Raw genomic sequence first — 25,644 nt, 5'->3', positions numbered from 1 at the left:
ATCCTCCTGTTAGCGATTGATTTTTAGATGGTTCATCCGGCGATTGAGGATTTGTAATATAACAATAGCAATCCCAATGGTTGCCGCCAATCCTAACCAATAATTATACACCATTTCCGGCGTTTGATCGAGTACCCAACCGCCCAACGGCGGCCCGATTAAATAACCAATTGCCCAACATTGGGCGTTAACGGCCAAGTAAATTCCCCGCAGCGAATCCGGGGCTAAATCTGCAACAAGAGAGGATGCTGACGGGGTATAACTTACCGTTGCGATGGCTAATACACCCAGTGCAATTCCCGCAAAAATTAGGTTATTTTCTGCGACAATTCCGGTTAAACTAATCAGAAGAAATCCGATTCCCCAAAAGCTAGAAGATATCATTAACGCCTGGGGACGGGTAAACCGATTTAGGAAGGTCGCAACCGGAAGCTGACAGAGGATTGATAGGGCGATATATCCCGCAAATAAATAACTAATTGTTCCCGCAGAAAACCCGTTATTGACAAATTGATTAAAGTAGAGGGGAATGGTACTGTGAACTTGGGAAATATACACCGTAAACATGATATTTATTATAACAAAGATCAGCAGCGTGCGATCGCCAAGCGCTAAAAACCATTTTTGAGTTGAATTTTGGGATTGGGAATGGTCTTCTGAGGATTTGTAGGTTTCTTTGATTGTTGCAAAAATAACGCCAAAAAACACTAAAAACGAACAAGCATCAATCACAAATAAAGCCCGATAAGCACCCGTCGTTGAGATGACAACCCCGCCCAAAATAATCCCCAACTGCAAGCCAATATTATCGGCTAAACGGGTTAAAGCATAGGCTTGATTGCGGTTATTTCCTGTCGTTAAATCCGCGACAACCGCTTCGGTCGCCGGCCAATATAATCCAATCCCCAAACCCAAACATAAATTTCCCAAAACAACCGTTGAAAAATTGTTCGCACCTGCTAAAATAAAAGAAGCCATAGCCGAAACTAAAGCCGAAAGTAATAGCGTCCGACGCCGACCCCAAACCGGAGAATCAGCAAAAGAACCCCCCAAAAGTCGCCCCAAAATGCCAGAAATTTGAGCGCTTCCCAAACCAATTCCGACTGCTGTCGCCGATAAACCGACTTGATTGACAAAAAATATCGGCGCGTAGAACAATGTAAAGCCTGTACCCGTGTGAGAAAGTAACCGACCTAACGCCAGAATCCAAATTTGGGGATTGAGTGAGGGTAGCCAAGCTATGATTCGATTTAGGCATCCCATTGTTTAAAGTCCCCAGAATATCATTGCTGGTGATTGATTTTAACATTTTTTGTCAAAGGAGGCTAAAGGATGATTGGCTATTTAAAAGGAACTGTTGCGGCGATTCAAAAAAATAGTAGCAATCGTGTCATCCTTTTGCTAGAAACAAATAATATTGGTTATGAAGTGCAAATTGTACCCCGAATGATTGCAAAATTACCCGCTACTGGTGAGTTTGTACAGGTGTTTACTCATTTGCAAGTTCGCGAAGACCAAATGATTTTATACGGTTTTTCGAGTTTAGCAGAACGGGATTTATTTCGGCAATTAGTGAGTGTAAGTGGCATTGGTACTCAGTTAGCTATTGCATTGTTAAATACTTTAGAATTGCCCGAATTAGTTCAAGCAATTGTCAATGAAAATACTAAAATATTAGCCAAAACGCCCGGAGTGGGAAGCAAAACCGCCCAACGCATTGCATTAGAATTAAAAACAAAACTTGCTCAATGGCGAGAAGAAGCGGGGCTGACAACCGTTGTCTCGTCTGGCTTAACGATGGAGGTTCAAGAAGAAATTGAAATGACGCTTTTGGCGCTCGGATATACGGGGTCGGAAGTGATGCAAGCTTTAGAAGTTTTGAGTCAAGAACAACAGTTATCTTCGCAAACTTCAACGGAAGAATGGATTAAAAGAGCAATTGCTTGGATGGCTGAGGAGTTTAAATAGATATAAAGTACACCCAAGCAAAAACCCGGTTGATTGAATAAACCGGGTTCTTATTTCTCAAATAGAATTGAGTCGCGATTAATACCATATCTTGTTAGTAAATTCTGTTGTGTCGATGGGGCGGGTTTATCTAAATTCTGGCTGTGAGACAGACTTTTTTGCGGAACCCGCCCCTACAGAATTGTGATGAATTAATCGGACATCATATGCCACCCTGATTTTATAATAAATAATAGTTCTATCACTCACTCTCGCCAAGATAGAAATTATTTTTGATTTCGATTATTTGCTTTTTTGGCGGCGGCCAGACGCAACCAACGAACCCGCAACCAAACCTAAACCGATAACCGCAGTTGGTTCGGGAACAGAAGCAGTTCCCACAATTTTCCAGTCGGGACCGTTGTAGGCGGCGCCTTTGCTAATTACACGATATCCGAAAATAGAGTCGTTCGCACTTAAGCCGAAATCTCTCAAACTTAAACCGAGAGAAGCCACTTCTTGAGAACCTTTAATTTCGAGGGTATCAATGCTGTATCCCGCACTAAACCACTGGCTTGAGTCCAAATTGATTAAGTTTCCAATCAATTTCCCCTGAGCATCGAGGGCTTGAACATCCATTCTACTGTTGAAACCCCGTTCCCAAATGAAAAGATTATCAGCCGCTTTGTCCAACATGACATCCATCACAAAGCTACCCTTATCTTCAGTATCGATAATACTGTTAAGGTTGAGGTTCCCCAGCGCTGTAACGGCTCCTGCTTCGGTGAGTTTTTCTTGTCTTAAACCGACAGTTGCTTTGTCTCCTTTGTCTGCACTGGCGCCTCCAGTATTGCCGTGAGTCCACAGGTCGTTGCTGACGATTTTAACGTCTTTTGCTATCGAAAAATCACTGAAGGTTTGTCCGTCAAACTCGACGGAATTTAGCCAGATATTTCCTTTCGACTGATTGGCTCCGGTTAGCTCTGCGGTGTAGTTTGTCGTAAATTTAAACCCCGCAGCTTCAGCAGAGGATACAAACACGCCCGTCAGAGCTAGAGCGGTCGCAAAACTAGCAAACAGTTGAGATTTCATTGTGATTCCTTATTGGTGAGATAGCGTTTCCTGGATGAATCCTGAAGCTCTTAAGTTGCTCAGGCGTCTTGCTTTTTTAAGTTTCTCTTGATTATCATCCTAAGCTGAAAAATTTAATTTGTCGAGGCTTTAAATGGCAGTTTACAAAATATTTATGAGTTAATACTTAGAGCTAAACTATTGCTTTTATCCGTAGTTTCACTGAGAAAATAAGGGCAAGTTGGAATTATTTTTTACAGGTTAATTTGTTTGACTCCGTGAAAACACGGATAAACTAAAAAATCTTGATTTTTAATTGACGTGAAAATACGGACAAAAGTGAACGTCTCGGAGACATACGCACGCAAACAATAGGCCAACACGGTCAAATCCTTTTCAGGTGTTATCGATAAAACCCTTAAAGAGAAACGGGGGAGGCGGATTTAATGTCTGTCGGTGTTGAGTTGCTGTTCAAGTTTGCGACTAGCCCGGGACATTAGATAACAAAACACCCAGTACAAAATCCCAATAAAAATGTAAACTTCCGAATACCGTCCCAAAAATTTCGGATTGGCTAAAATTGAACGGCTAATTCCTAATAATTCTACCAATCCCACAATTGCCAATAACGTTGTATCCTGAAATAAACTAATAAATTGACCGACAATTGAAGGAATCGAAATTTTCAACGCTTGCGGTAAAACAATTAATCCCAACGTTAGCGGTGTATTTAAACCCAACGCCTTCGCCGCTTCAATTTGACCTCGGGGTATTGCTTGCAGTCCCCCCCGCACGTTTTCAGCCAAATAAGCGGAACTAAACATCGTTAAACCCACAATTGCCCGTAAAATTCGGTCAGGACGCATTCCTTCCGGTAAAAATAAAGGAACTAAAACTTGACCCATAAACAAAATAGTAATCAGCGGTAAACCTCGAATAATCTCAATATAACCAATCGAGAGAAACCGAATAATCGGCAGACTACTTTGACGCCCCAAAGCCAATACAACCCCGAGGGGAAAACACAGCAAAATACTGATAACTGACATCAACAACGTCAGCATCAATCCGCCCCATAAATTACTCGAAACCGACTCTAAACCCAATCCTCCGCCAATCAACCAAACCCCAAAAATTAACAAAATAAACCAGCTAAAAGGCAACCATTTTGTTAAATCCGGCTTAGTTTTACCTAGCTTTTTTCCTCCCCAAGCCGCAGCAACAACAAGCAAAACCATCCCAATTAGTAGAATTCGGTAGGGAATACCCACCGGAACTACAGTCATCATCATACCAATAACACTGATCATGATGACGGTATTTTGAGAAAATAAAACCGGAACATTCCGGGCTAAAAATCCCCAAGTTACGCCGGAAAGCAAACAAATTAGAGTCAGTAAAATCCACAAACGCCAATATTGATCGTTGGGAAATCTTCCCACTAAAAATAACGACAGGTTCGCCGGAATAACATCCCATTTGGCTTCGGTTCTTGCCCAAGTGATAAAACCGGCAAACATCCACAATAATAAACCTGTAATTCCTAAGGTTAAAAGGGTGTTGTACCAGGTATTAAACAGATTTTTGATTAACCACTCGCGAGGATTTGAAGACTGAACGGGAACGGCAGAATTTGAAGGCGGTGTTGTGACTGTCATCGGTTAAAATGATTATTTCTATAGTTTTATTCGAGAAAAATTTACCCAAATTTTCAGTTTACTTTGATTAAAAAATGTTATCTTTCTCGCAGTTGAACGGCTTTATTTAATCCGTTCATTGTCACAGAAATTACTAAGTTAATACTCAGGTAAGTTGCCATAATAATCAGCATCACTTCCACCACCCGTCCGCTTTGGTTAAAGGTGGTATTGGCAACGTTATAAATATCGGGATAAGCCACCGCGATCGCCAAACTGGAGTTTTTTGCTAAATTGAGATATTGACTGTTTAAAGGCGGAATAATCACCCGCAACGCTTGGGGAAACACCACCAACCGCATCACCAAACCGGGTTTGAGTCCCAGCGATCGCGCCGCTTCCCACTGTCCTTTCGGAACCGATTGAATTCCCGATCGAACTATTTCGGCAATATAAGCCCCAGTATAGACCACCAAACCCACCAATAGAGTTGTAAATTCTATGGTCATTCGCAGTCCCCCTTCAATCATGCGGCCATTTTCTAAAGGAATGGGACGTTCCCAACCGAGGGCAAATATAATAATTAAACCCGCTAAAATTGCGAGAATCCAAAGTACAATTAATTGGGGTTGACCTGATTTTCCTTGTTCAACCATTATTTTTGTTCGCGATCGCCAAATGAAAGTAGAAGCGATCGCCATCACCAATAAAACCCCCAACCAAAACCAGACCAAATTTCCGCTTGGCCAGGGAAGAAAAACCCCCCGTTTATTTAAGTAAATTGCATTCAAAAATTTGGCGGTATTTTCAATAGTTGGAAGTTGTAAAAACAAGCCGTACCAAAAAACCAATTGCAGCAATAGCGGTGTATTTCGCACCACTTCCACATAAGAAACGGTAATCTGACGCAGCAACCAGTTATCGGAAAAATAAACAACTCCCGCCAGTACACCGAGAATTGTTGTGAGGATAATTCCCAAAATCATCACCCGCAGGGAGTTTAATAAACCCGCCAATAAAACCCGGCTATAGTCGTCGGTGGGTTGATAAGGAATGATACTTTCACCGATGCCAAATCCGGCTGTACTGTCGAGAAAATCGAAATCAAATAGGGTTCCTCCGGTTTGTTGGAGGTTGCGGGTTAGATTGGTTCCGAGAAGTGTAAATAGGGAAATAACCGCGATTAAAATAATCACTTGGAAGGCAATTTTCCAAAAGCGATCGTCTCGCAAAAGCGGTATTTTAGAGGTTGAATTTGTTGTCATTGATCTGAGTTTAATCGGGCGATTTTGAGCAAGTTTTTTATTAAAAAGCCGCGCCTAAAGTTATAGATAAAAAGGCACGGCGACGAGGATTTCACAATTACAATAATTTGATTTGTCACTCAGCTATGCCCAAACAAGCTGTTCTGTGAATCGAGAATATCGCCGGTGAATTGATAGTTTTAACTGACATTCGAGAAATATACCGAATCAAACATCAATTATACCGATAAAACCCATTAACGGAAAGGCGGGGAATAGAGTAAACCTCCCTCTGTCCAGAGGGCATTTTGACCCCGTTCGAGTTTAAATTGAGAAGCTTGTCCCAAATTGCGCTCGTAAATTTCGCCGTAATTCCCGACTTGTTTAATTACATTGGCGGCAAATTCATTCTCTAAGCCGAGTCCCTGACCCAAATCTCCTTCTACGCCTAAAAAACGCCGAATTGTCGGGTCTTCACTCGTTTTAAGCTGGTCAACATTTGCCTGATTAATTCCCAATTCTTCCGCTTCAATTAAAGCGAAAGTCGTCCATTTGACCACATCAAACCAAGTCGAATCATTATTAATTGTCACGGGTCCGAGGGGTTCTTTTGACATGGTGACATCCAATAGAATATGATCGTCTGGATTGGGTAATGTACTGCGGCGAGCGATCAACTGAGATTTATCGGAGGTCATGCCATCGCAAGCGCCTTCGGCGTAAGCCGCATAAGCCGGGTCAGCTTGTTGGAACGTTTTGGTTTCAAACTCGACCCCTCTTTCGCGCATATTGTCGGTTAAATTAAGTTCGGTGGTGGTTCCGGCTTCCACACAAACCGCTCTCCCTTGAAAATCTTCTAAACTGGTAATACCGCTATCTTGACGAACCATCATCCCCTGACCGTCGTAGAAGGTGGTCGGCGCAAATTCCATCCCGACCGATGTATCGCGAGTGACGGTCCAGGTGGTGTTGCGCGAGAGCATATCGACTTCACCGGATTTTAGGGCTTCAAAGCGTTCGGTGGAGTCTAGATTTCGGTATTCTACGGCGTTGGGATCGTTAAATATAGCAGCAGCTACCGCTTTACAGATATCAACATCCAAACCCGAATATTGACCGTTTTGATCGACAAAGCTAAATCCAGGAATTCCCCCATCAACCCCACAAATGAGTTTACCGCGACTTTTGACCGTATCTAGGCGGCTCGTGGTGGTTCCTGTCGTTGCTCCTCCTTGGCTATCTCCACTTGCTGAATCACTTGGACTTTGTACACAAGCAGCAAGAGGAATAACCAATACCAGAGTTGCCAGCAGTCGAGAACTCCATTTACGCATAGTTTTATTGCAATTTATTCAAAAGGGCAGTACAGGATCTCGAAGAACTGGAGCCAGTTTACTTCAGTTTCTTCAAACCTCCTTAAGATTACCTTAATTTGGTCGGATTAATCGAAATCTGTTGCTACTATCCTTAGGCAATAGTCGGGAGTTAGGAGTCGGGAGTTGGGAGTCGGAAGTCCGGAGAAGTCAGTCGTCAGAAGTCGTGATGTCAGTCGTCAAAAGTCAGAAGTTACTGAAAACTGACAACTGAAAAAACTGGTGACTGGTCACTGAAAAACTGGTGACAGGTGTTGCAGCGCGGTCTTGGGGGTTTCCCCCATGAGCGACTGCTGAACCCGAAGGGTGACTGTTTTAGTGGCCTCCGGCTAAACGGGATTCGGCCAAATCGCGAATTAAGGTTAATCTGGAATTGAGATAATCATTGACGACATCTCGATCGCAATATTTAATCGTTGATTCGGTTTGCAGTCGCTTCAGCAACCATTGGACTAAATCAGCATCATCGAGGGAAACAATCAAGGATGCTTGAGTCGTTTCGACTAAAGACCAAAGTTGACGGATCATTGTGGGACTCATAAAACCTCCTAGTCAAGAACAGTCGATTTTGATATTTGCGCCCTTAGAGCTTAGTTGCTTCTACCACGATGTCCTTAAGTGACTACGGGTAGAGCCAATTAATTTTAGGTTTTCTTTATATTTTTACAATAACTGAATATAGGTATATCAGATACCCCTCCACACAAGACGTCACATGAACTACAAACTTCTTAATCTTGCGTTGTAAAAGTTGATTTTTTCTACTTCATCACAAACTCCGCACCCGTGTAAAGATTGGAGTCTGGACGTTGGGGTGCAAATACGGCGATCGCCTTGGGAATGACGCGAAAATGGGCCGGAGTCGAAACCGTTAACTCCCCGTCGGTATTAATCGTCTGAGGTTTGCTGGTAGACACTTCAAACTCCGAACCCGAAAGCGTCCGAGTTCCCAATTCCGGGCGGTGTCGTCCGGTGCGAATCGCCAAAATCACCGTAAAAAATTGCCACCAGCGCTTAATCTCCAAACTGTAAAGATCCAGACGTTGGTCATCAATCGTCGCATCGTGAAGAATTTTCATACCTCCGCCATAATAGCGACCATTACCAACAGCAATCTGAAACGTTTTCACCCGTTTGCACTCATTGCCAAAGCGAATTTCGGCCACAAAAGGACTCGCCTTTAAAATCGCTTTGGTCGCCGTAATCAAATAAGCAAAAATTCCCCAACGGCGCTTGGCTTCTCGGGTAAGTTTGCGGGTAATATTGACACTCAAGCCCAAACTCGCCACATTAAAGAAATGCTTGCCATTGACCCAACCCAAATCGATATACTGTTTATGTCCTTGAGCAATCACCTGACAAGCCTCCGGGAGCGACAGAGGAAGATTAAGAGTTCGGGCCAAATCATTCGCTGTTCCCAAGGGCAAAATCCCCAAAGGTAAACCCGTTTTCACCAATCCATCAATCGCCGCATTGAGCGTCCCATCTCCCCCCCCAACAATCACCAAATCGACCCGATCCTGGTAACGTTCGATCAGGGCGGTAAAATCCTGAGGGGATTGGGGAAAATCTTGAATAATCTCTAAGCCCAAAGTTCGCAGTTGATCAACCACTCTCGATAAAGAGTCCGGATTCACCTGACGGGCGTGGGGATTCAGCAACAAGAGTGCGGTTTGGGAGTAGGGCTGCCGATGTCTAATGGACATGGAACTTCTTGATTAATAATGAGGTTAACTGACCGTTGGTAAAACAGAAACAAGCAATTAAACACTAGAAATCAAATCAAGCCAGTGTTAGAAGTTTGTAGGGATTGAACAAAGTTGAATTTTAGTTGCTCAATGCTTTGGCATTTTAGACTAGACGCCTCTACTTTTTCAACTCTTTGACCACCCATTTCCACAGAGGATGAGTTGTACCCTGTTTGCGAATTTGCCAAACCCGCTCCTCCAAACGCTGTTTGTACTCGGTTGACATCCCAAACAAAATATTGCGACTTTGCCAAACCAAGACACCGACCAGCATTCCAATACATAAGCCTAAACCCACTGCGGATAATCGATTTGCGGCCAATCCATAACGGACCGCAGCCCAGGTAAAATGATCCAGCCAGAGGCGAATTTCAAAGCGCAATCCCCACAAACTCAAGGGAGCAACCGTTATCCACAGTAAGCCAATGGTTAACCATCGACTCCAAACGATCAATTCGTGCAGCTTCTGCACTTGAGCTTGAAAGATTGCATCATCCGATTGAGGTTCAGGGTTGATCATCAATGTTTAACCCCTACAGAAATTACAGAGCATGACTGGGCTATTGTTGATCTTCAACGGCTTGGGACTGGTCTACGGAAGCCCCAACCGAATTTGTGGGTTGACGATTGCGCCACCAAGCCAGCATCGTACTCGCAACAAAAATGCTGGAGTAAGACCCGGCGGTAAAGCCCACCAACAAAGCCAAAGCCAAATATTTCAGCGTTTCCCCCCCGAACAGAAAAATACCCACCAGGGGTAACATTGTGGTCAGGGTGGTATTAATTGAACGGGCTAGGGTTTGATTGACCGCATCATCGACGATTTCGTTAATTGTCTCGGTGGGATTTTTAACAATCGTTTCTCGAATGCGATCGTAAATTACAACCGTATCGTTAACCGAAAATCCGATAATCGTTAACAGCGCCACCAGAAACAGACTATCAACTTCGACACCCAAAACCAAACCCAAAATTGAAAATACCCCCATCGTCACGAAAACATCGTGAAACAGGGCGATAAAGGCAAAAACCGCATAATCAAACTGAAACCGAAACGTCAGATAAATCGTAATTCCCGCAAAAGAAACTAATAACGCTTGCAGTCCCGAGATAAAAATCTGACGGCCCAAAGTCGGCCCAACGGTGTCAATTTGAATGCTTTGCGGGTCAAACTGACCAATGGCTTGGCTGAGGCTTTCTTGTAACTGCGTCCGTTCCTCAACGTTTAAACTCTTGGTGCGGATCGAAACAATTTGTCTATCTTGTTGGAGGGGATCTTTATCGAGGAGTTGAATCGAACTATTTCCCAATCCTTGATTATTCAGGACTTGGCGAACTTCGTCGAGTTGAATCGGCCCATCACAATTGTTCGGGACCGAACAATCGAGTTCGAGTTGTAGCCTGGTTCCCCCCACAAAGTCCAACCCCGGACGCAGGGGCGCACCGATATCGGGGCGAGTCCATGAAATCGCCATCGCAATTAAGCCGGAGAGGATCACCACTCCTGAAATTGTCCACCACAGCGATCGCCGTTTAATTACACTGAATTTCATAGTTTGGGGATTGTAGCAAATTCTCAATGAGCAATCATCAATTCTGAAAGTTCCCAGAAATCATTATTAAACCGCTTTTTTCAAGTTCGGACAAAACAGTTCCGGCTTGCGGAATTCGGGTAAAGTAATGGCGGTAAACATTAGGGTGCGACTACAGGTAACAGCGGTAAACATACTCACCGCCACCCCGATCCCCAAGGTCAGCGCAAATCCTTTGACCAAACCGGTTCCCAACCAAAACAGAGCAATACAAGCAATACCTGTGGTCAGGTTGCCATCTAAAATACTGCTGAAGGCGCGATAAAATCCCGACTCCACCGAACGATAAAGGGTTTTACCGGCTCGCAATTCTTCGCGGGTGCGTTCAAAGATTAACACGTTGGCATCCACCGCCATCCCGATACTGAGAATAAATCCGGCAATTCCGGGTAAAGTCAGGGTGACGCCGAGGGCGTCAAAGATGGCTAAAGTCAGTAAAGCGTATACAATCAAAGCGATATCGGCAATTAATCCGGGTAAGCGATAATAAACCACCATGAAAATCAACACCAAGATTAATCCGCCCAGTCCCGCATAGATACTGCGTTGAATGCTATCCCGTCCCAAGGTCGCCCCAACGGTGCGGTTTTCGACGATTTCCACCGGCACGGGTAAAGCGCCGCCTCGCAATTGTACCGCCAAATCGTTGGCTTCTTGTGCGGTAAATCGCCCGGTAATCACGGCACTTCCGCCTGTAATTCCGGTTTCGGCAAAGTCTACCGGGACTGTGGGAGAACTGAGCAATTCATTATCGAGGAAAATCCCGATGGTGCGTCCGGTTCCGGCTAAATTTTTGGTGAGTTGGGCGAACTTTTCTCCGCCTTCGTTGGAAAAGCGTAGTGCGATATTCCAGTTATCATTTCCGGCGGGTTCGGCGAAGGCATCCCTTAGATCTTGACCCCGCAGGATCGGGTCTTGATACAGTCCGGCGATCGCTTGTTCGTTGTTTTCTAGAGAGTTGAGTATTTTGTCGATTTCGGCTTGGTCGCCTTGTTGTTTGGCTTCTTGGAGTTGAAGTTCTAGCTGTTGTTTAACTTGGCTTTCGGCGAACAGTTGCTCGTCGGTTCCGGGAAGTTGTTCTCGAAAATCTAGCTGTGCGGTTCCCCCTAAAACCCGTTCGGCTTGTTCGGGGTCGCTGACGCCTGGAAGTTGAACCAAAATTTGATCTTGTCCGATGGTTTGTACCACTGACTCTGAGACTCCCAAGGCGTTCACCCGGTTTTCGATCACGCTTTGAACGGCATTGATCACTCGTTCGTCAATTGTGGGGACTTCTGGTGAGGTTTGTAGCTCAATGGTTAATTGCGATCCGCCTCGCAAATCTAATCCCAAGCGCAGGGGGACGTTAATCAGTACGATAATCGAGGTGATAACTAGAATTAAAATAACGATGAGGAGTGAACGCTGTTTTCGCATACTCGCTTAAAATATCACAGGTCAGTGGTCAAGGTGTGGCGTTGCAACTGCTAAAACGTTGATTTCAACACCAATCTATTGAAGTTTATCGCTAATAATCTTCTATTATCGACTAATTTGGGGTCGATCGTACACCAAAGATTCTGTTTAACGGTTTGAATTCTTTTTTCTATCTTACCGAGCGATGCTTCGATCTGACTGCCCAGGAATATAGTAGGGTGGGTGAGTGCCGATCACTTGATTGCAATAACTATCAATTTTTGAGTCTCACCCACCCTACAACTTCTCGGGTCGCTTGGGTGAGTGCCGATCACTTGATTGCAATAACTATCAATTTTTGAGTCTCACCCACCCTACAACTTCTCGGGTCGCTTGGGTGAGTGCCGATCACTTGATTGCAATAACTATCAATTTTTGAGTCTCACCCACCCTTGAGGAATATAGTAGGGTGGGTGAGTGCCGATCACTTGATTGCAATAACTATCAATTTTTGAGTCTCACCCACCCTTGAGGAATATAGTAGGGTGGGTGAGTGCCGATCACTTGAGTGCAAAAGCTATCAATTTTTGAGTCTCACCCACCCTTGAGGAATATAGTAGGGTGGGTGAGTGCCGATCACTTGAGTGCAAAAGCTATCAATTTTTGAGTCTCACCCACCCTTGAGGAATATAGTAGGGTGGGTGAGTGCCGATCACTTGATTGCAATAACTATCAATTTTTGAGTCTCACCCACCCTACAACTTCTCGGGTCGCTTGGGTGAGTGCCGATCACTTGATTGCAATAACTATCAATTTTTGAGTCTCACCCACCCTACAACTTCTCGGGTCGCTTGGGTGAGTGCCGATCACTTGAGTGCAAAAGCTATCAATTTTTGAGTCTCACCCACCCTTGAGGAATATAGTAGGGTGGGTGAGTGCCGATCACTTGAGTGCAAAAGCTATCAATTTTTGAGTCTCACCCACCCTACAACTTTGAGTCTCACTCCCAACCCAAAAACCCGGTTTCTCCAAGAAACCGGGTTTTTCTCCTTCTCGGGTCGCTTGGGTGACGGTTACTTTTTGCTGTTACCAAAGCGACGTTAAATTTGTTTTCCGACCATCTTTTCAACGGCTTCAATAATTTGTTCCGGTTGTACGATGGTTAACCGTTCTAACGCACCATTGTAAGGCGTAGGAATATCTTGAGAAGACAACCGCAACACGGGAGCATCGAGTTCGTCAAAGAAACGTTCGTTGATAGAAGCGACCAATTCCGCGCCAATTCCGCCGGTTTTCATACATTCTTCGACGACAATCACCCGGTGCGTCTTGCTAACCGATTCGCCAATGGTATCAAAATCGATGGGTTTGAGAGAAATTAAATCAATCACCTCGGGGTCGTAACCCTCTTTAACCAGCTTCGGAACCGCCTGCATAACGTGATGGCGCATCCGAGAATAGGTCAAAATGGTCACATCTTTGCCGGTGTGAACCATTTCCGCTTTGTTGAGAGGGACGAGATATTCTTCTTCGGGTAAATCGTCTTTGAGGTTGTAGAGGAGAACGTGTTCAAAGAATAAAACGGGGTTATTATCGCGAATGGCTGACTTAAGTAACCCTTTGGCGTTGTAAGGGGTCGAACAGGCGACGATTTTTAAACCCGGAACCCCCTGAAAATAGGCTTCTAAGCGTTGGGAATGTTCGGCACCGAGTTGACGTCCGACCCCGCCCGGTCCGCGAATCACCAAGGGCATGGTAAAGTTACCCCCAGAGGTATAACGCAGCATCCCGGCATTGTTGGCAATTTGGTTAAACGCCAATAGCAAAAACCCCATGTTCATGCCTTCAATGATCGGTCGCAGCCCTGTCATTGCCGCCCCGACCGCCATTCCGGTAAAGCTATTTTCGGCGATGGGTGTATCGAGAACCCGCAGGTCTCCATATTTTTTGTAAAGGTCTTTGGTGACTTTATAAGAACCGCCATAGTGACCGACGTCTTCTCCTAAGACAAATACGGAGGGGTCGCGAGCCATCTCCTCATCAATAGCCTGACGAAGTGCGTTGAAAAAAAGGGTTGGTGCCATCTGAGTTGATCTGTATAAGTTAACCGGATATCAATTGAGAAACGCCTTTTGCTGTTAAGACGAACTGAGAGAACAATCGCACCCGGGCTGGTTTATTTATTAAATAATCTTGCTAGGATAGCATAGCATGATGGGTGTCAACTGCTTCAAAAATCTGTAAACTGCGATCGCCCGCCACCCATTGTTTAATCATGGAGCGGGTCGCAGCGAATTTCGATGATAAAGCCATCGGGGTCATAAAAATAGATTCCCCGTCCGGTCGGGCGACTCACGGGGCCACTGTCGATGGTCACTTGATGTTGATGCAACACCTCAACCGCATGGTCAAATAACTGCGGGTCTATATCAAAAGCGAGATGATTAGCCCGGGTAAAGGCTTGTTTGGGGTCAGGATGGGGCGGCTTGAGGTCACTTTGGGCGAATAGGTCAATGACAGTGCCATCGGGGGTGACAAAATTCGCCACCTGACCCGCTTCGACCATCGATTTTAACGTGCTGGGAACTTCATCCCCCGTGAGTTCGTGCAAGCCGAGAATCGTACCGTAGAAGTGCCGAGAAGCCTGCAAGTTCGCGACATAGAAGGCGATATGATGAACGCGACGCAGACTTCCAGGCTTTAGGGTAAGCGCAGATGAGACTTGAGTAGAAGACATAAGCCAACTCAATAGAGATCGGGTGAGGAGGTCAATACTAAACACTTAGTATTCTAAACAACGTTTAGTAACCTCCGGGTTCTTCCTCGTATTCGGGCATTTTCTTTTTCTCTGGGATGTTCACCCGAGGCGGTTGATAGGGCTTGGGTGTTTCATCATCGGCCCAGGCGTCGGATTCTACATCGTCTTCGTATTCGTACTCATACTCACGGGCGGTATAGCGTTGTTCCTCGTAGGGGGCTTCTACGGGAACATATTCTCGCTCGGAGTAGCCTTGCTCATATTCCTCTGCTTCGACGTCAGACCAGTTATCATCCTCGTAGTCATCATAAACGGGTTCGGGCTGACGCAGGGGTTGAGGTGCGGCCGGTTCTTGCCATTCGGGTTCGTCTTCCCAAACTTCTTCGACAACGGGCGCTGTTTGCTGGAATTCTCGCTGAGGTTGGGTTTGAGGGGTTCCTTTCCCGAGTTGGTTGGCGGGTTTAACGGTCGGAGGATAATACATTCCTTCCTCTTCTTTTTCCCAAGGGGCTTCTCCAAGGCCCATGCGTTCGAGGACTCCGACGGTTAGCTGTTGCAGTTTTTCTTCGGCCCGTTCAAACACGATCAAACGGTTAGGCCCACTACTGACAATCTCATCGACGGAGAGTTCGTAGGTGCTAATAATCTGATCGGGAATTTGGGGAAGACCAACCGAAGCAATAATAATCGAAATCAGCTTGCCATTGAGTGGGTCAAATTTAAACCCTCGGACTCGTCCTAGCGGTTCTCCGGTTTCGGTGATGACTTCGCTGTTAATCAGGGTACTGTAGGCTTCGACGTCTACATCGTCTTCGAGGACTCTTTCATCATCCACCAAGATCACGTCGCCGATTTCACGAACACTGCTGAGATACATATATTTTGGCAAACCCGCGACTGCCAAAAAGTTGTCTCGGAGTCCAATCGCTACAATCTCACGCTGGTCTACATCTACCCACAATTGACTAACAATCCCGAGTCGCTTGCCTCTATCACGGGTAATCACTTGAGTGCCGAGAAGCTCGGAGCGTTGGCGGATAGTTTCAAATGTCATGCTTGGCCAAATCTAGATGCAATTAAACATACATATTACTCTACACAACCCGCGAGCGGTAATCCCGAGTGACTGATTTTTGACTGACCTTGATGCAATTCAAGATCTTAATGCACTGATTTGTAAAAACGGGCAGCTTTATAGCTGTATTCCTAACACTTGTGTATAGGCTCCCCGTGCTTGGGTCACTCCAATCGTCCGCTCTGATGCTTCCATCATGGGTCGGCGTAAACTCACAACAATAAATTGAGCTTGTTGTGCCTGTCTTTTTATCATTTTAGCTAATCGTTCCACATTTGCCCCGTCTAAAAACATATCCACTTCATCGAAAGCATAAAATGGCGAGGGCCGATAGCGCTGCAATGAGAATATAAAGCTGAGGGCGGTTAACGATTTTTCTCCCCCGGACATTGACGCCAACCGTTGTACTGGTTTACCTTTGGGGTGGGCGATCAGGTTTAAACCGCTATTAAACGGATCTTCTGGATCGTCTATTTGCAGATAACCGTCTCCGTCGGATAATTCGGCGAAAATGGTTTGAAAGTTTTCGTTGACCGCATCAAAGGCTTCTTGAAACGCCCGCTGTCGCAGGGTGGTAAAGTTTTCGATTCTTAATAACAGTTCGGTTCGTTCCCCTTCTAAGGTGCTTAATTTTTGAGTTAATTCTTCTAAACGGGCTTGAGTTCGTTCGTATTCTTCTAGGGCTAACATATTGACGGGTTCTAACGCTTCCATTTGTTTTTGCAGCGTTTTTAATTCCCGTTGTAGGGATGCCAAATCTAAATTTTCGGGTATTTCTGGCAACGGATCGCTCAGTTCGGCTTTTTGTGTCGCTAACTGTTCTTGTTTAATCTCTAGTTGTTCTCGTCGCCCCTGTTGGGTTTCTTGTAGTTTTTGAATTTGCCATTCTAACTGTTGTTTTGCCAAATGTTGCTCTCGCAATTGGGTTTCTACTTGGTCTCGCTGTTGTTTTTCTTCTCCCAAACGACTTTCTACTTTCAACACCGCCTCGCGAGTTTGACTAATTTGTTCTTGTAAACGAGTCAATTGTTGTTTAATTTCTCGCCGTTGATGATTTTGTAATTCTTGCTGTTCTTGATAATCTTCTATTCGCTGTTTTCCTTCTTCGATTTTTTCTTCGATGCGCTGTTGCTGACTATCCAACTCAATTAACCGTTGCTGTACTTGTTGTAAAGCAGTTTCTTGGGTTTGTAAATCGGTTTCTTGCGATCGCAATATGGTTTGTAATTGTTGCCATTCGCTGTGGCTGTGCGCTTCTTCTAATTGCGCTAAATTTTCGCGATCGCGCTGCAATTGATTCTCTTGTATGGGAATCTCTCTTTCTAAGGTTTGCAGCCGATTTTGAGCGGTATTCAGTTCTTGAATATTTTGATTTAATTGGGTCTGTAAACTCTCTTTTTGAGCCGTTAAACTTTGAATTTCCGACTCAATTAAACCCACCCTTTGTTGATGATCTCTCAACGTTTGACGGGCTTCTATCAACCCTTGCGATCGCTCTTTTACCGCTATCGTTAAATCGGATATCGCCCGCATACACCGCTCTAAAATCCGTTCAATTTCTTCTAACCGCTGACGCAAATTTGCAATCATTTGACTTTCGGAACTCGTTTCATCCAGCGTCCCAAAATGCAATGTTGAACGAGAACTTTGACTTCCTCCCGTCATCGCCCCGCTCGTTTCTAACAACTCCCCATCTAATGTTACCATGCGGTGCTGACCAATATAACGGCGAGCATTATTTACATTATCAAACACCATCGTATTTCCAAATACATAGGCAAAAATATTTTCATACTGGCGATCGCATTCTATCAAATTTACCGCAAAATCCACAAAACCCTCAAGCGATCGCATGGTCGAAATATTCCCCATTCCCCCTTTATTCGGGCGAATTTTATTCAGGGGTAAAAAGGTAATCCTTCCCGCTTTTTGGCGCTTTAATAATTCTATCCCCGCCGCCGCGACCCCATCATCTTCTACCACCAAATTTCCTAACCGTCCACCCGCAGCTATTTCTAATGCTAATTGATAGTCGGGTTCAACTCGTCCCAACTGACAAACTAACCCACAAACACCCGGAAGTCCAGACTGTACAATCACTTTTGTAGCATAGGTTCCTGTGGCTTCTTGTTGGGCTTGTTGTTGGGCTTCGAGTTTATCGAGTTGACGCTGTTTTTCCCGTTGTTCCCGCAACAGTCGCGTCTGAGTTTCTTGTTGCAGTTGTAATTCTTGTTCGGCTTGTGCCACAATTTGAGCGAGACTTTCTGTAGTTTGACGGGCATTTTCTCGCTGTTCAGTCACGGTTTTGATTTCTGTTTCAGCAGTCTCTAACTGGTCTTGAGTTGAAACCAAAGATTGCTGTTGTTCGTTTATTTGACGTTGGAGTTGATTAACTCTTTCTGTCAGTTTAGCCCGTTCTGTTCGTTGGGGATCGAGATTTTTTTGTAGGGTTTCTATTTTGCGGTGAAGATCGGTTTGTTGTTGCATCCATGCTTCCGCTTGTTGGGCGACTTGACTCGCCGCTTGGCGGGTTTGGTTGAGGCTTTGTTGAACCTGATCTCGTTCGGTTGTGCGAACTTGTAAATTATGGGTTTCTACTTCTCGCTGAGAGGCGATAGTTTCTAGGGTTTGTTGATAGTTTTGTCGTTCTTCTTGGGTTTGTTGAATTTGGCTTTGGGTGTTTTGAATGGCGGTTTCGGTTTCCCGTTGGCGCTGTTGTAATTGTCGATTTTCCGCTTCTTGGGTGGCTAAGGTTGATTGTAAATCAATTAATTCTTGTTCGCCCATTGCTTTGACTCGGGCGTTTAACTGTTCTAATTGGGCTGTAGTTTTTTGGATTTGATTGGTTTGTTGTTGGAGATTTTCATTGAGTTCGTTTAAAGATCTATCTCCCGCTTCTATTTGTTCTCGCAGTTTAAAGGTTTGTTTTTGTAGGGTTTGATAATTTAGAACGGCTTCCCATTCCACTTTTTGTTGAACTTCATCCCGCAATTTTTGATATTTTTCGGCTTTGACCCGATCTTTGTTGAGGCGATCGCGTTGGGCGATTAATTCTTGTTCAACAATTCGACTCCGTTCTTCTCTTTCTTTTACCGTATCTAACTTCTCTTTGGCTAAAGCTATTTTACGATCAAATTGCGCCACTCCCGCCAACTCATCGATAATTTCTCGACGTTCCCGGGCTTTCATGGTAATAATACTGGTAACATCCCCTTGAAGAACAACGTTATATCCTTCCGGGTAGATGCGAAGATTATTCAGTTGTTCGTGCAGTTCGGTTTGGGTACAGGCTTCTCCGTTGATGTAGTAGGTAGAAGTGTAGGTTCCCTGTTTGGTAACGCGCAGTTTTCGGGTAACACTCCATTCCGGGGTGAATACTTGCGTTTCGGGTTCTTCTGTGATATCTGAACCGTTAGGGGTTTCTGCGGGTTCGTCGGTGTCTAATTCTGCGAGTTCTTCGTCTGCGTAGAACTTCCCATTTCGCCGAATAGCTGACCACAAATGGCTATCTTGGGATAGGTCAAAGGTTACGGTTACGCGGGTTTCAACGGTGGTTTTGCGGCTTTGGCTGTTATTTACCAAGTCCGGTAAACGTTCGGCGCGCATTCCTTTAGACGAAGATAGTCCCAATGCAAACAGTAGCGCATCGAGGATATTTGACTTTCCCGAACCGTTAGGCCCCGAAACCACAGTAAAGCCGGGTAGCAACGGAATATCCGTCGTACCGCCAAATGATTTGAAATTGGTGAGTTCTACGCGCTTGATGTGAACCATGTACGCCTGAACTGTACCTGTGGCTAACTGTGTGTTTATCTTCAACAGAGTAGCACACTACTTGTCCATTTCGTCATCGCGATCGCCAGAACTTCTGCAAAAGACTAAAAAAATCCTCCAGCGAAAGCCGAAGGATTATTGATCAGGGTGCATCTACTAGGTTATGTTTCTGTAGGGGGTGGAGGGTTTCCGGAGAATTTAGAATATTTTTTAGAAAAAGGTGCCAAAAAAAACCCCCTAACCGCAGCTAGGGGATAACCATCAGGGTGCATCTACTCATCTATTTATTTCTGGGAGTGTTGAAGGTATTCCGGATGTTTGATTAAATTTCATTTGGGTTATTTCTGGGAAAATATAGCGGTTTTCCATTTTTCGAGGCACAGTTGGATTAAAAACCCGGTTTCTTATGAGTTACCGGGTTTTTGGGATTTTATTCTTTTCAAGGAGAGTAACTAGGGAAAAGCTGTTAACGGGTCACTGTTGACTGTTCACTGAAAACTGAAAAAAAAACCCTCAGACGAAGCTGAGGGCTAATTGATCGGGGTGCATCTACTCCTGTTCCGTTCTTCTGGTAATATCAAGAGGCTTCCGGAATTTTTTCAGAATTTTTTTGATATCAATTTAAGTTGAATTATCCCCAAATTGTGAAATTTTTGGGAAAGCTTGAAAGCAAAAAAAAACCCTTAGCTTTCGCCAAGGGAACATCATCAGGGTGCATCTACTGATTCATGTTTCTGTTCTGGATGTAGAAGTTCAGGAGAATTCTTTTAAAATTAAAAAGAGTAACGGTATTTTGTCTTCTTGTATTCGTTTAATTAAAGCCTGCAACCGTTGGAGATTGCAGGAATTGAGCTAAGATCGAGTGGGTTAAGCAGTGATGGTATCGGGTTTGACATCAAATACAGCTACCGTCATGTTTTTAACGGAGATTTTGATTTTTTGAGCAAGGCGCATTTGTGAAATCGGTTCTCTTAAAATCTTTTGAGAAGATGCCATCAAGTTTGCCATTTCTTGATTAACACATTGGATATGCAACACACCCCAGCGTCGATAGACTTTGCATCTAGCTAAGGATTGAAGTTGTTGCAATTCTTCGTGATTTTCACGATAGAAGTCCCAAATTAACCGGGTTAATTGTGAAGGTCGTCTCATATCACCAAAGTTTATCAAAATAGATTCAACAGTGAGACACTGCATTAATCAATTGCGTGTCTTTCTTCTAGTATGAATCATAAATTACCCTGGTTATCCAGTTTATTAGTGAAGCTGAAATAAGACTTAACAGGAGTTTTCATACTGTAAACTGTTGGCCGAAGGGACTGAAATGCTCTAAATTCAATCTCCTCTAGGTACTCAAGGAAATTAAATTTTTTTTCGGGGAAAGAAAAACAGACCTAACTTTACATAACTTTATAGAACTTAACTGTTTTTTGTCAATTTAACCTCGGATTTGTATCCTATGTAGCTGATCCCTTTCCTCCTTTTGGTTTTTACTTCTCTTACTTGGGAGGGTGGACTTCAGAATCGAAAAGCGGATTAATCTCCACAATATACAATTAAATCAATCTCGACATCTCCGCAACCCGCCAGTCCGAGAACGCCGACTGTGGTGCGACCGGGTAAACGTTTCGAGTTAAAATAAGAGGCATAAATTTGGTTAACAGTTTGATAATCGCGAAAATCAGTTAAAAAAATTCGCGACATGACAACGCGATTAAAATCGGTTCCGGCGTGTTCGAGAACTAACCTTAAATTTTCCATCACTTGTTGGGTTTGTTGTTCAATGGTTCCTTTAGTAATTTCTCCCGTATTGGGATTTTCGGGAAGTTGTCCGGTAACAAACAAGAAATCACCCGCTCGCACGGCATGAGAATAGGGTGCAACGGGAGGTAAAATATTATCGGGTAAGGTGATATATTCCAACATTGTTAATAATTGCTACAGAAAACCTTAAATTTTTGAGGGTTGAAGTCGATTAATTTTATCCTATAGATTACCCTCAACGGTTTAAGGTGTAAATTTTATTTTCAAAAGGGGTGACTGACTCGTGATAGGATAAAGGTTTTGCACGACACCCCTCACAAGTATTGCAAGGAGATACCCACTATGGCTCGGATGTACTATGATGCAGATGCCAATCTGGACTTATTGGCAGATAAAACAGTTGCAATTATTGGTTATGGTTCCCAAGGTCACGCTCACGCCCTCAACCTCAAAGACAGTGGTATAAACGTAGTCGTCGGGCTGTATCCGGGTAGTAAGTCCGCCCCCAAAGCCAAAGATGAGGGGTTAACGGTTCATTCGGTTGACGAAGCCGCAAAGGTGGCGGACTTGATTATGATCCTGTTACCGGATGAAGTGCAGAAAACCGTTTACAAAACCGAAATTGAACCCCATTTAAGCGAGGGTAAAATTTTAGCCTTTGCTCACGGCTTTAATATACACTTTGGTCAAGTTGTACCTCCACCCGAGGTAGACGTGATTATGGTCGCGCCCAAAGGCCCCGGTCATCTGGTTCGCCGCACCTATACCGAAGGACAAGGGGTACCCTGTTTGTTTGCGGTGTATCAAGATGCTTCCGGTCAAGCTCGCGATCGCGCTATGGCTTATGCTAAAGGTATTGGCGGAACTCGTGGCGGAATTTTACAGACGACTTTCCGCGAAGAAACCGAAACCGATTTATTTGGCGAACAGGTGGTGTTGTGTGGCGGTTTGAGTGAATTAATCAAATCCGGCTTTGAAACGTTGGTTGAGGCGGGTTATCAACCGGAATTGGCTTATTTTGAATGTTTACACGAAGTTAAACTGATTGTTGACTTGGTGGTTGAGGGCGGTTTGGCGAATATGCGCGATAGTATTTCTAATACGGCAGAATACGGCGATTATACTCGCGGCCCCCCGGATTATTACCGATGAAACTCGGGCTGAAATGCGTAAAATTCTTAAAGAGATTCAAACGGGTCAATTTGCGCGAGAGTTTGTCTTAGAAAATCAATCGGGTAAACCGGGTTTTACCGCCATGCGTCGCAAAGAAGCCGAACATCCCATCGAGGAAGTTGGAAAAGATTTACGGGCGATGTTTAGCTGGCTGAAGAAGAAATAATCCTGTAGGGGCGCGCCTCTGTAAAAATCTATGTTTTCCCACAGATAACTGAACTAAACCCGCCCCCATCCTGTCGGGGCGCGCCTCTGTAAAAATCTCTGTTTTCCCACAGATATAGCGGTTTTCAGTTGAATGAAGTACAGTAGAGACTAAAAAACCCGGTGCGCGTAAAAGTTACCGGGTTTTTGGCTTGTACCTCACACGATCGCACACCGCTATAACTGAACTAAACCCTCCCCCATCCTGTAGGGGCGGGTTTATCCAATTTATTTGTCAGTCACATACGCCCATTGCAGAACCCGCCCCTACAACACTGCTGAGGTGTAAAAACTGTTTATTGGCTTCCTTACTGCTGTAATTGTTCAAGTTCTCTCTCTCGTTCGGCATCTCGGTCTTTGGGTCTTAACCAGTCGGGCCACAAACCAACGATGAACTCTCGACTTTTGACGCTGGCTTCTCTAGCGGACGGGGGGAGAAATTCGTATTGATCGCCCGAGGTGATAAATATCGCGACTAAGAGTAGGAAGAAAATACCGAGTAGCTTTTTAGGATTCATCTGAGTCGAGTTTATAAAAATTTAACTAAAAGTCTCTCTGAGCAATATTGTAATCAGTAGATATCCCTTTGAGGTGAATTCTCTACTTGAAAGAAAAATGTTCCTTTAGGCCTCTGTCCCCGGACTGACCTCAAATTCATTTCTAAAGATTAAAATAAAAAGACCAGCCTAAACTGGTCTAGAGTTACAATGAAAAGCACCGTTGTTGTTTCGATTTGAGACAAACCCAGGAGGTACGTTCCCGTGTAACCTGCGGGTTGGAGTTCTCAAATCTCCCTAATTCTCGATTGTAACAAAAAACACCAACTTTTCCGACAGTGTTTTCACCCATCTTGTCGGAAGTCGGGACCAAAGAAGTCAGAAGTTCAGAAGTCAGAAGTCAGAAGATGGGGTGCAGGGGGAGATGGGGGAGGAAAGAAGTCAGAAGTTAACACTCTTACCCCTTCCCCCTTACCCCTTCCTCCTTCCCCCTTCCCTATTGCCTCTTGCCTATTCCCTATCCCCTATTCCCTAATAACTGGTGACTGTTGAGGATTACCCCAAATTACGGTTTCATGCTTGTAGATGACCATTCCCGGTTTTGCGCCTTTGGGTTTGTAGACGTGTTTGGGTTTGGTATAAATCACCGGAACTTGTTCACTCTGACGGGCGCGACTGTAAAATGCTGTTAAATTCGCTACAAACTGCAAATCCGTCTCGTCGGGGACAACTCCTGCGTTGAGTCGTAATAATACATGACTTCCGGGTATTTCTTGGGTATGAAACCATAAATCATAATCTCCGGCAACTTTTGAGGTCAATAAATCATTTTGACGGTTATTTCGTCCGACTAATAATTCAAAACCACTGGGAGTTTGATACCGATAAAATTCGGTTTCAGTTGTTGAACGATTTTGATAATCGGTTTTATTAAAATAACCTTGTTGGGTGAGTTCGTCTCGTATTTCAGCGAGAGTTTGTAAGTCTTCTGGAGATTGATAAGCTTCTATTTGGGCGATGGCTGCTTCGACTTGTTCGAGATAATCGATTTCGGCTTTTACTTCGGCTAAAAGCGGTTCTACGGCTATTCGGGCGCGTTTTAATTTTTGATGGCGTTTGTAATAGGCTTGGGCATTTTGAACGGCATTTTTTTCGGGGTCGAGGGGAATTTTAACGGGTTCTCCGGTTTCAAAATCAGAAAGGGTTATTGTTTTCATTCCCGGTTGCCATTCGTGCAGGGAAGCCATTAATAAATCGGCTTGGGCGCGATAGTTGTCGGCTTCGTCGGACTGTTTTAGACGTTCGATGAAACCGTCTGCTTTTTGACGCAATTTACCGAGAATATTGTTGAGTTTTTGAATAATTTGATGGCGGAGTTGCTTAAATTCATTTTGGTTTAATTCTGCGGTATAGTAACGGTTTAAGAGTTCTTGTACGGTTTTTACAGAAGTTTCTACGGGGGTGTTATTCCAAGCGATAACAGAATATCCCGTTTCGGTAAAATGGGGTTGAAAGTTGGAGGTTTCTAAGGCTTTTAACCACTCACACCAACATTCAAATAAACAATTCCATTCGCCGTCTGTGAGGCTGTCGGTTGTGCATTCTGGATCTAATCCTGCGGCTTGAACCATTTTGATCACCAAAGCCGAACTTAACCCCCGATAGCTTTTCAACAGTTGGCGCTTGAGGGAACCGGGAATTAAACTTACCCGTCGTTGCCATTGATCTTGAGGTTCATTTAACCGGGGAATCGGATCGGTGAGGGTGGGCGGGAGTTCGTAGGGTTGGCCGGTTTGGATGGGCCGAACGCTCGACTGTTGGCTGCTGACTTGATGAGCCGGAGTAACAATAAGATTATCCTTTCCGGTTAATACAACGTTACTGTATTTGCTCATTACTTCCACGTAGAGATGCCACAGCGGACTGTCTCCGGGTCGTTTGGCAAATTGTAAGTCGAGTACCCGTTCCCAAGGGGAAACCGAAGCGATCGCAACCAGGGCCAAACCATTTAACTGATGTCGCAGTTGATCGCTAAAGGTAAAAGTATCGGGTGTGCGGGGGGGCGGGTCGCCGATGCACATTCGGGCGGCTTGGGGATGCCAAGAAATGTCTAGCCATCCCTTGCGTTTGAGGGTGCGTAACAGCAGGGAAATTGTAAAGCGATCGCGCTGATAAACTTGTTCGAGACGGGCGGGGAGCCATTCTTGACGAAGTTCAGCACAGGCGGCCAATAAAGTTGTGTAGTCAACGGGTTGCATGATCGTGCGGTGTGAGGAGTCGTGTAGGGGCGGGTTCGGAATAGATCTATCATCTCCCAGCCAACAATTTATATTAACCCGCCCCGTAGATGGGTGTCGGGTGTCAGGTTTGTAGGGGCGGGTTCTGCAATGAT

Annotated in this window: 19 protein-coding genes and 1 pseudogene; 2 read left to right on the top strand and 18 right to left on the bottom strand. The window is 44.6% G+C overall.

Annotation, left to right across the window (positions count from 1 at the left end):
• Positions 1-9 precede the first annotated feature (9 nt).
• Complete coding sequence (locus ACL6C3_RS26290; protein WP_413162580.1) at positions 10-1,263, bottom strand: MFS transporter; 1,254 nt, start codon at positions 1,261-1,263, stop codon at positions 10-12.
• Positions 1,264-1,332: 69 nt separating this feature from the next.
• Between ACL6C3_RS26290 and ruvA the strand changes: the two genes are divergently transcribed.
• Positions 1,333-1,968: a Holliday junction branch migration protein RuvA gene (gene ruvA / locus ACL6C3_RS26285; RefSeq protein WP_413162579.1), complete on the top strand. Its 636-nt coding sequence runs from the start codon at positions 1,333-1,335 to the stop codon at positions 1,966-1,968.
• Positions 1,969-2,250: 282 nt separating this feature from the next.
• Here ruvA and ACL6C3_RS26280 read toward each other — a convergent pair whose 3' ends face one another.
• The 15 genes from ACL6C3_RS26280 to ACL6C3_RS26210 all read right to left on the bottom strand — a co-directional run bounded on the left by ACL6C3_RS26280 (position 2,251) and on the right by ACL6C3_RS26210 (position 21,540).
• Positions 2,251-3,039 (bottom strand): exosortase-dependent surface protein XDP2, encoded by a 789-nt coding sequence (locus ACL6C3_RS26280; RefSeq protein ID WP_413162577.1) that lies wholly within the window; start codon positions 3,037-3,039, stop codon positions 2,251-2,253.
• A 422-nt stretch (positions 3,040-3,461) separates the two neighbouring features.
• The gene (locus tag ACL6C3_RS26275) at positions 3,462-4,676 is read right to left on the bottom strand and encodes an amino acid ABC transporter permease (protein WP_413162575.1); all 1,215 of its coding nucleotides are present in this window, start codon (positions 4,674-4,676) and stop codon (positions 3,462-3,464) included.
• Positions 4,677-4,753: 77 nt separating this feature from the next.
• On the bottom strand, positions 4,754-5,920 hold the full coding sequence (locus ACL6C3_RS26270) for an amino acid ABC transporter permease (protein ID WP_413162573.1): 1,167 nt from the start codon (positions 5,918-5,920) through the stop codon (positions 4,754-4,756).
• Positions 5,921-6,156: 236 nt separating this feature from the next.
• The gene (locus ACL6C3_RS26265) at positions 6,157-7,233 is read right to left on the bottom strand and encodes an amino acid ABC transporter substrate-binding protein (protein ID WP_413162572.1); all 1,077 of its coding nucleotides are present in this window, start codon (positions 7,231-7,233) and stop codon (positions 6,157-6,159) included.
• 354 nt (positions 7,234-7,587) lie between these two features.
• Positions 7,588-7,812 carry a hypothetical protein gene (locus tag ACL6C3_RS26260; protein WP_413162571.1) on the bottom strand — a complete coding sequence of 75 codons (225 nt, stop codon included), beginning with the start codon at positions 7,810-7,812 and terminating at the stop codon, positions 7,588-7,590.
• A 221-nt stretch (positions 7,813-8,033) separates the two neighbouring features.
• The gene (locus tag ACL6C3_RS26255) at positions 8,034-8,978 is read right to left on the bottom strand and encodes a lipid kinase (RefSeq protein WP_413162570.1); all 945 of its coding nucleotides are present in this window, start codon (positions 8,976-8,978) and stop codon (positions 8,034-8,036) included.
• A gap of 160 nt (positions 8,979-9,138) precedes the next feature.
• Entirely contained in the window at positions 9,139-9,540 is a 402-nt protein-coding gene (locus ACL6C3_RS26250; RefSeq protein WP_413162569.1) for a hypothetical protein, read from the bottom strand.
• A gap of 40 nt (positions 9,541-9,580) precedes the next feature.
• Positions 9,581-10,573, bottom strand: a complete 993-nt coding sequence (secF, locus tag ACL6C3_RS26245; protein WP_413162567.1) for a protein translocase subunit SecF — start codon at positions 10,571-10,573, stop codon at positions 9,581-9,583.
• 66 nt (positions 10,574-10,639) lie between these two features.
• A complete protein-coding gene (secD, locus tag ACL6C3_RS26240; protein WP_413162566.1) occupies positions 10,640-12,028 on the bottom strand; it encodes a protein translocase subunit SecD in 1,389 nt (462 codons plus the stop codon).
• A gap of 1,079 nt (positions 12,029-13,107) precedes the next feature.
• Positions 13,108-14,091, bottom strand: a complete 984-nt coding sequence (locus ACL6C3_RS26235; RefSeq protein ID WP_413162564.1) for an alpha-ketoacid dehydrogenase subunit beta — start codon at positions 14,089-14,091, stop codon at positions 13,108-13,110.
• Positions 14,092-14,276: 185 nt separating this feature from the next.
• Entirely contained in the window at positions 14,277-14,744 is a 468-nt protein-coding gene (locus ACL6C3_RS26230; RefSeq protein WP_413162563.1) for a VOC family protein, read from the bottom strand.
• A 64-nt stretch (positions 14,745-14,808) separates the two neighbouring features.
• Positions 14,809-15,819, bottom strand: coding sequence for a PRC-barrel domain-containing protein (locus ACL6C3_RS26225; RefSeq protein ID WP_413162561.1), 1,011 nt, complete (start codon positions 15,817-15,819; stop codon positions 14,809-14,811).
• A gap of 138 nt (positions 15,820-15,957) precedes the next feature.
• The gene (gene smc, locus ACL6C3_RS26220) at positions 15,958-19,614 is read right to left on the bottom strand and encodes a chromosome segregation protein SMC (protein ID WP_413168417.1); all 3,657 of its coding nucleotides are present in this window, start codon (positions 19,612-19,614) and stop codon (positions 15,958-15,960) included.
• An 867-nt stretch (positions 19,615-20,481) separates the two neighbouring features.
• A complete protein-coding gene (locus ACL6C3_RS26215; RefSeq protein ID WP_413162559.1) occupies positions 20,482-20,766 on the bottom strand; it encodes a hypothetical protein in 285 nt (94 codons plus the stop codon).
• 384 nt (positions 20,767-21,150) lie between these two features.
• A complete protein-coding gene (locus ACL6C3_RS26210; RefSeq protein WP_413162558.1) occupies positions 21,151-21,540 on the bottom strand; it encodes a RidA family protein in 390 nt (129 codons plus the stop codon).
• A gap of 180 nt (positions 21,541-21,720) precedes the next feature.
• On the opposite strand from ACL6C3_RS26210, the pseudogene ilvC reads away from it, so the two are divergent.
• Positions 21,721-22,717 (top strand): annotated as a pseudogene (gene ilvC / locus ACL6C3_RS26205) (ketol-acid reductoisomerase).
• Positions 22,718-23,063: 346 nt separating this feature from the next.
• On the opposite strand, the gene ACL6C3_RS26200 reads toward ilvC, so the two are convergent.
• Both ACL6C3_RS26200 and ACL6C3_RS26195 read right to left on the bottom strand, forming a co-directional pair.
• Complete coding sequence (locus ACL6C3_RS26200; protein WP_413162556.1) at positions 23,064-23,273, bottom strand: hypothetical protein; 210 nt, start codon at positions 23,271-23,273, stop codon at positions 23,064-23,066.
• Positions 23,274-23,776: 503 nt separating this feature from the next.
• Positions 23,777-25,510: an NFACT family protein gene (locus ACL6C3_RS26195; protein ID WP_413162554.1), complete on the bottom strand. Its 1,734-nt coding sequence runs from the start codon at positions 25,508-25,510 to the stop codon at positions 23,777-23,779.
• Positions 25,511-25,644 lie beyond the last annotated feature (134 nt).

This window comes from Capilliphycus salinus ALCB114379 (assembly GCF_047276495.1).
In the GTDB taxonomy this organism is placed as follows: domain Bacteria; phylum Cyanobacteriota; class Cyanobacteriia; order Cyanobacteriales; family Microcoleaceae; genus Capilliphycus; species Capilliphycus salinus.
The sequence above is the reverse complement of the archived record's forward strand: the minus strand, read 5'-3'. Positions and strand labels throughout refer to the sequence as shown.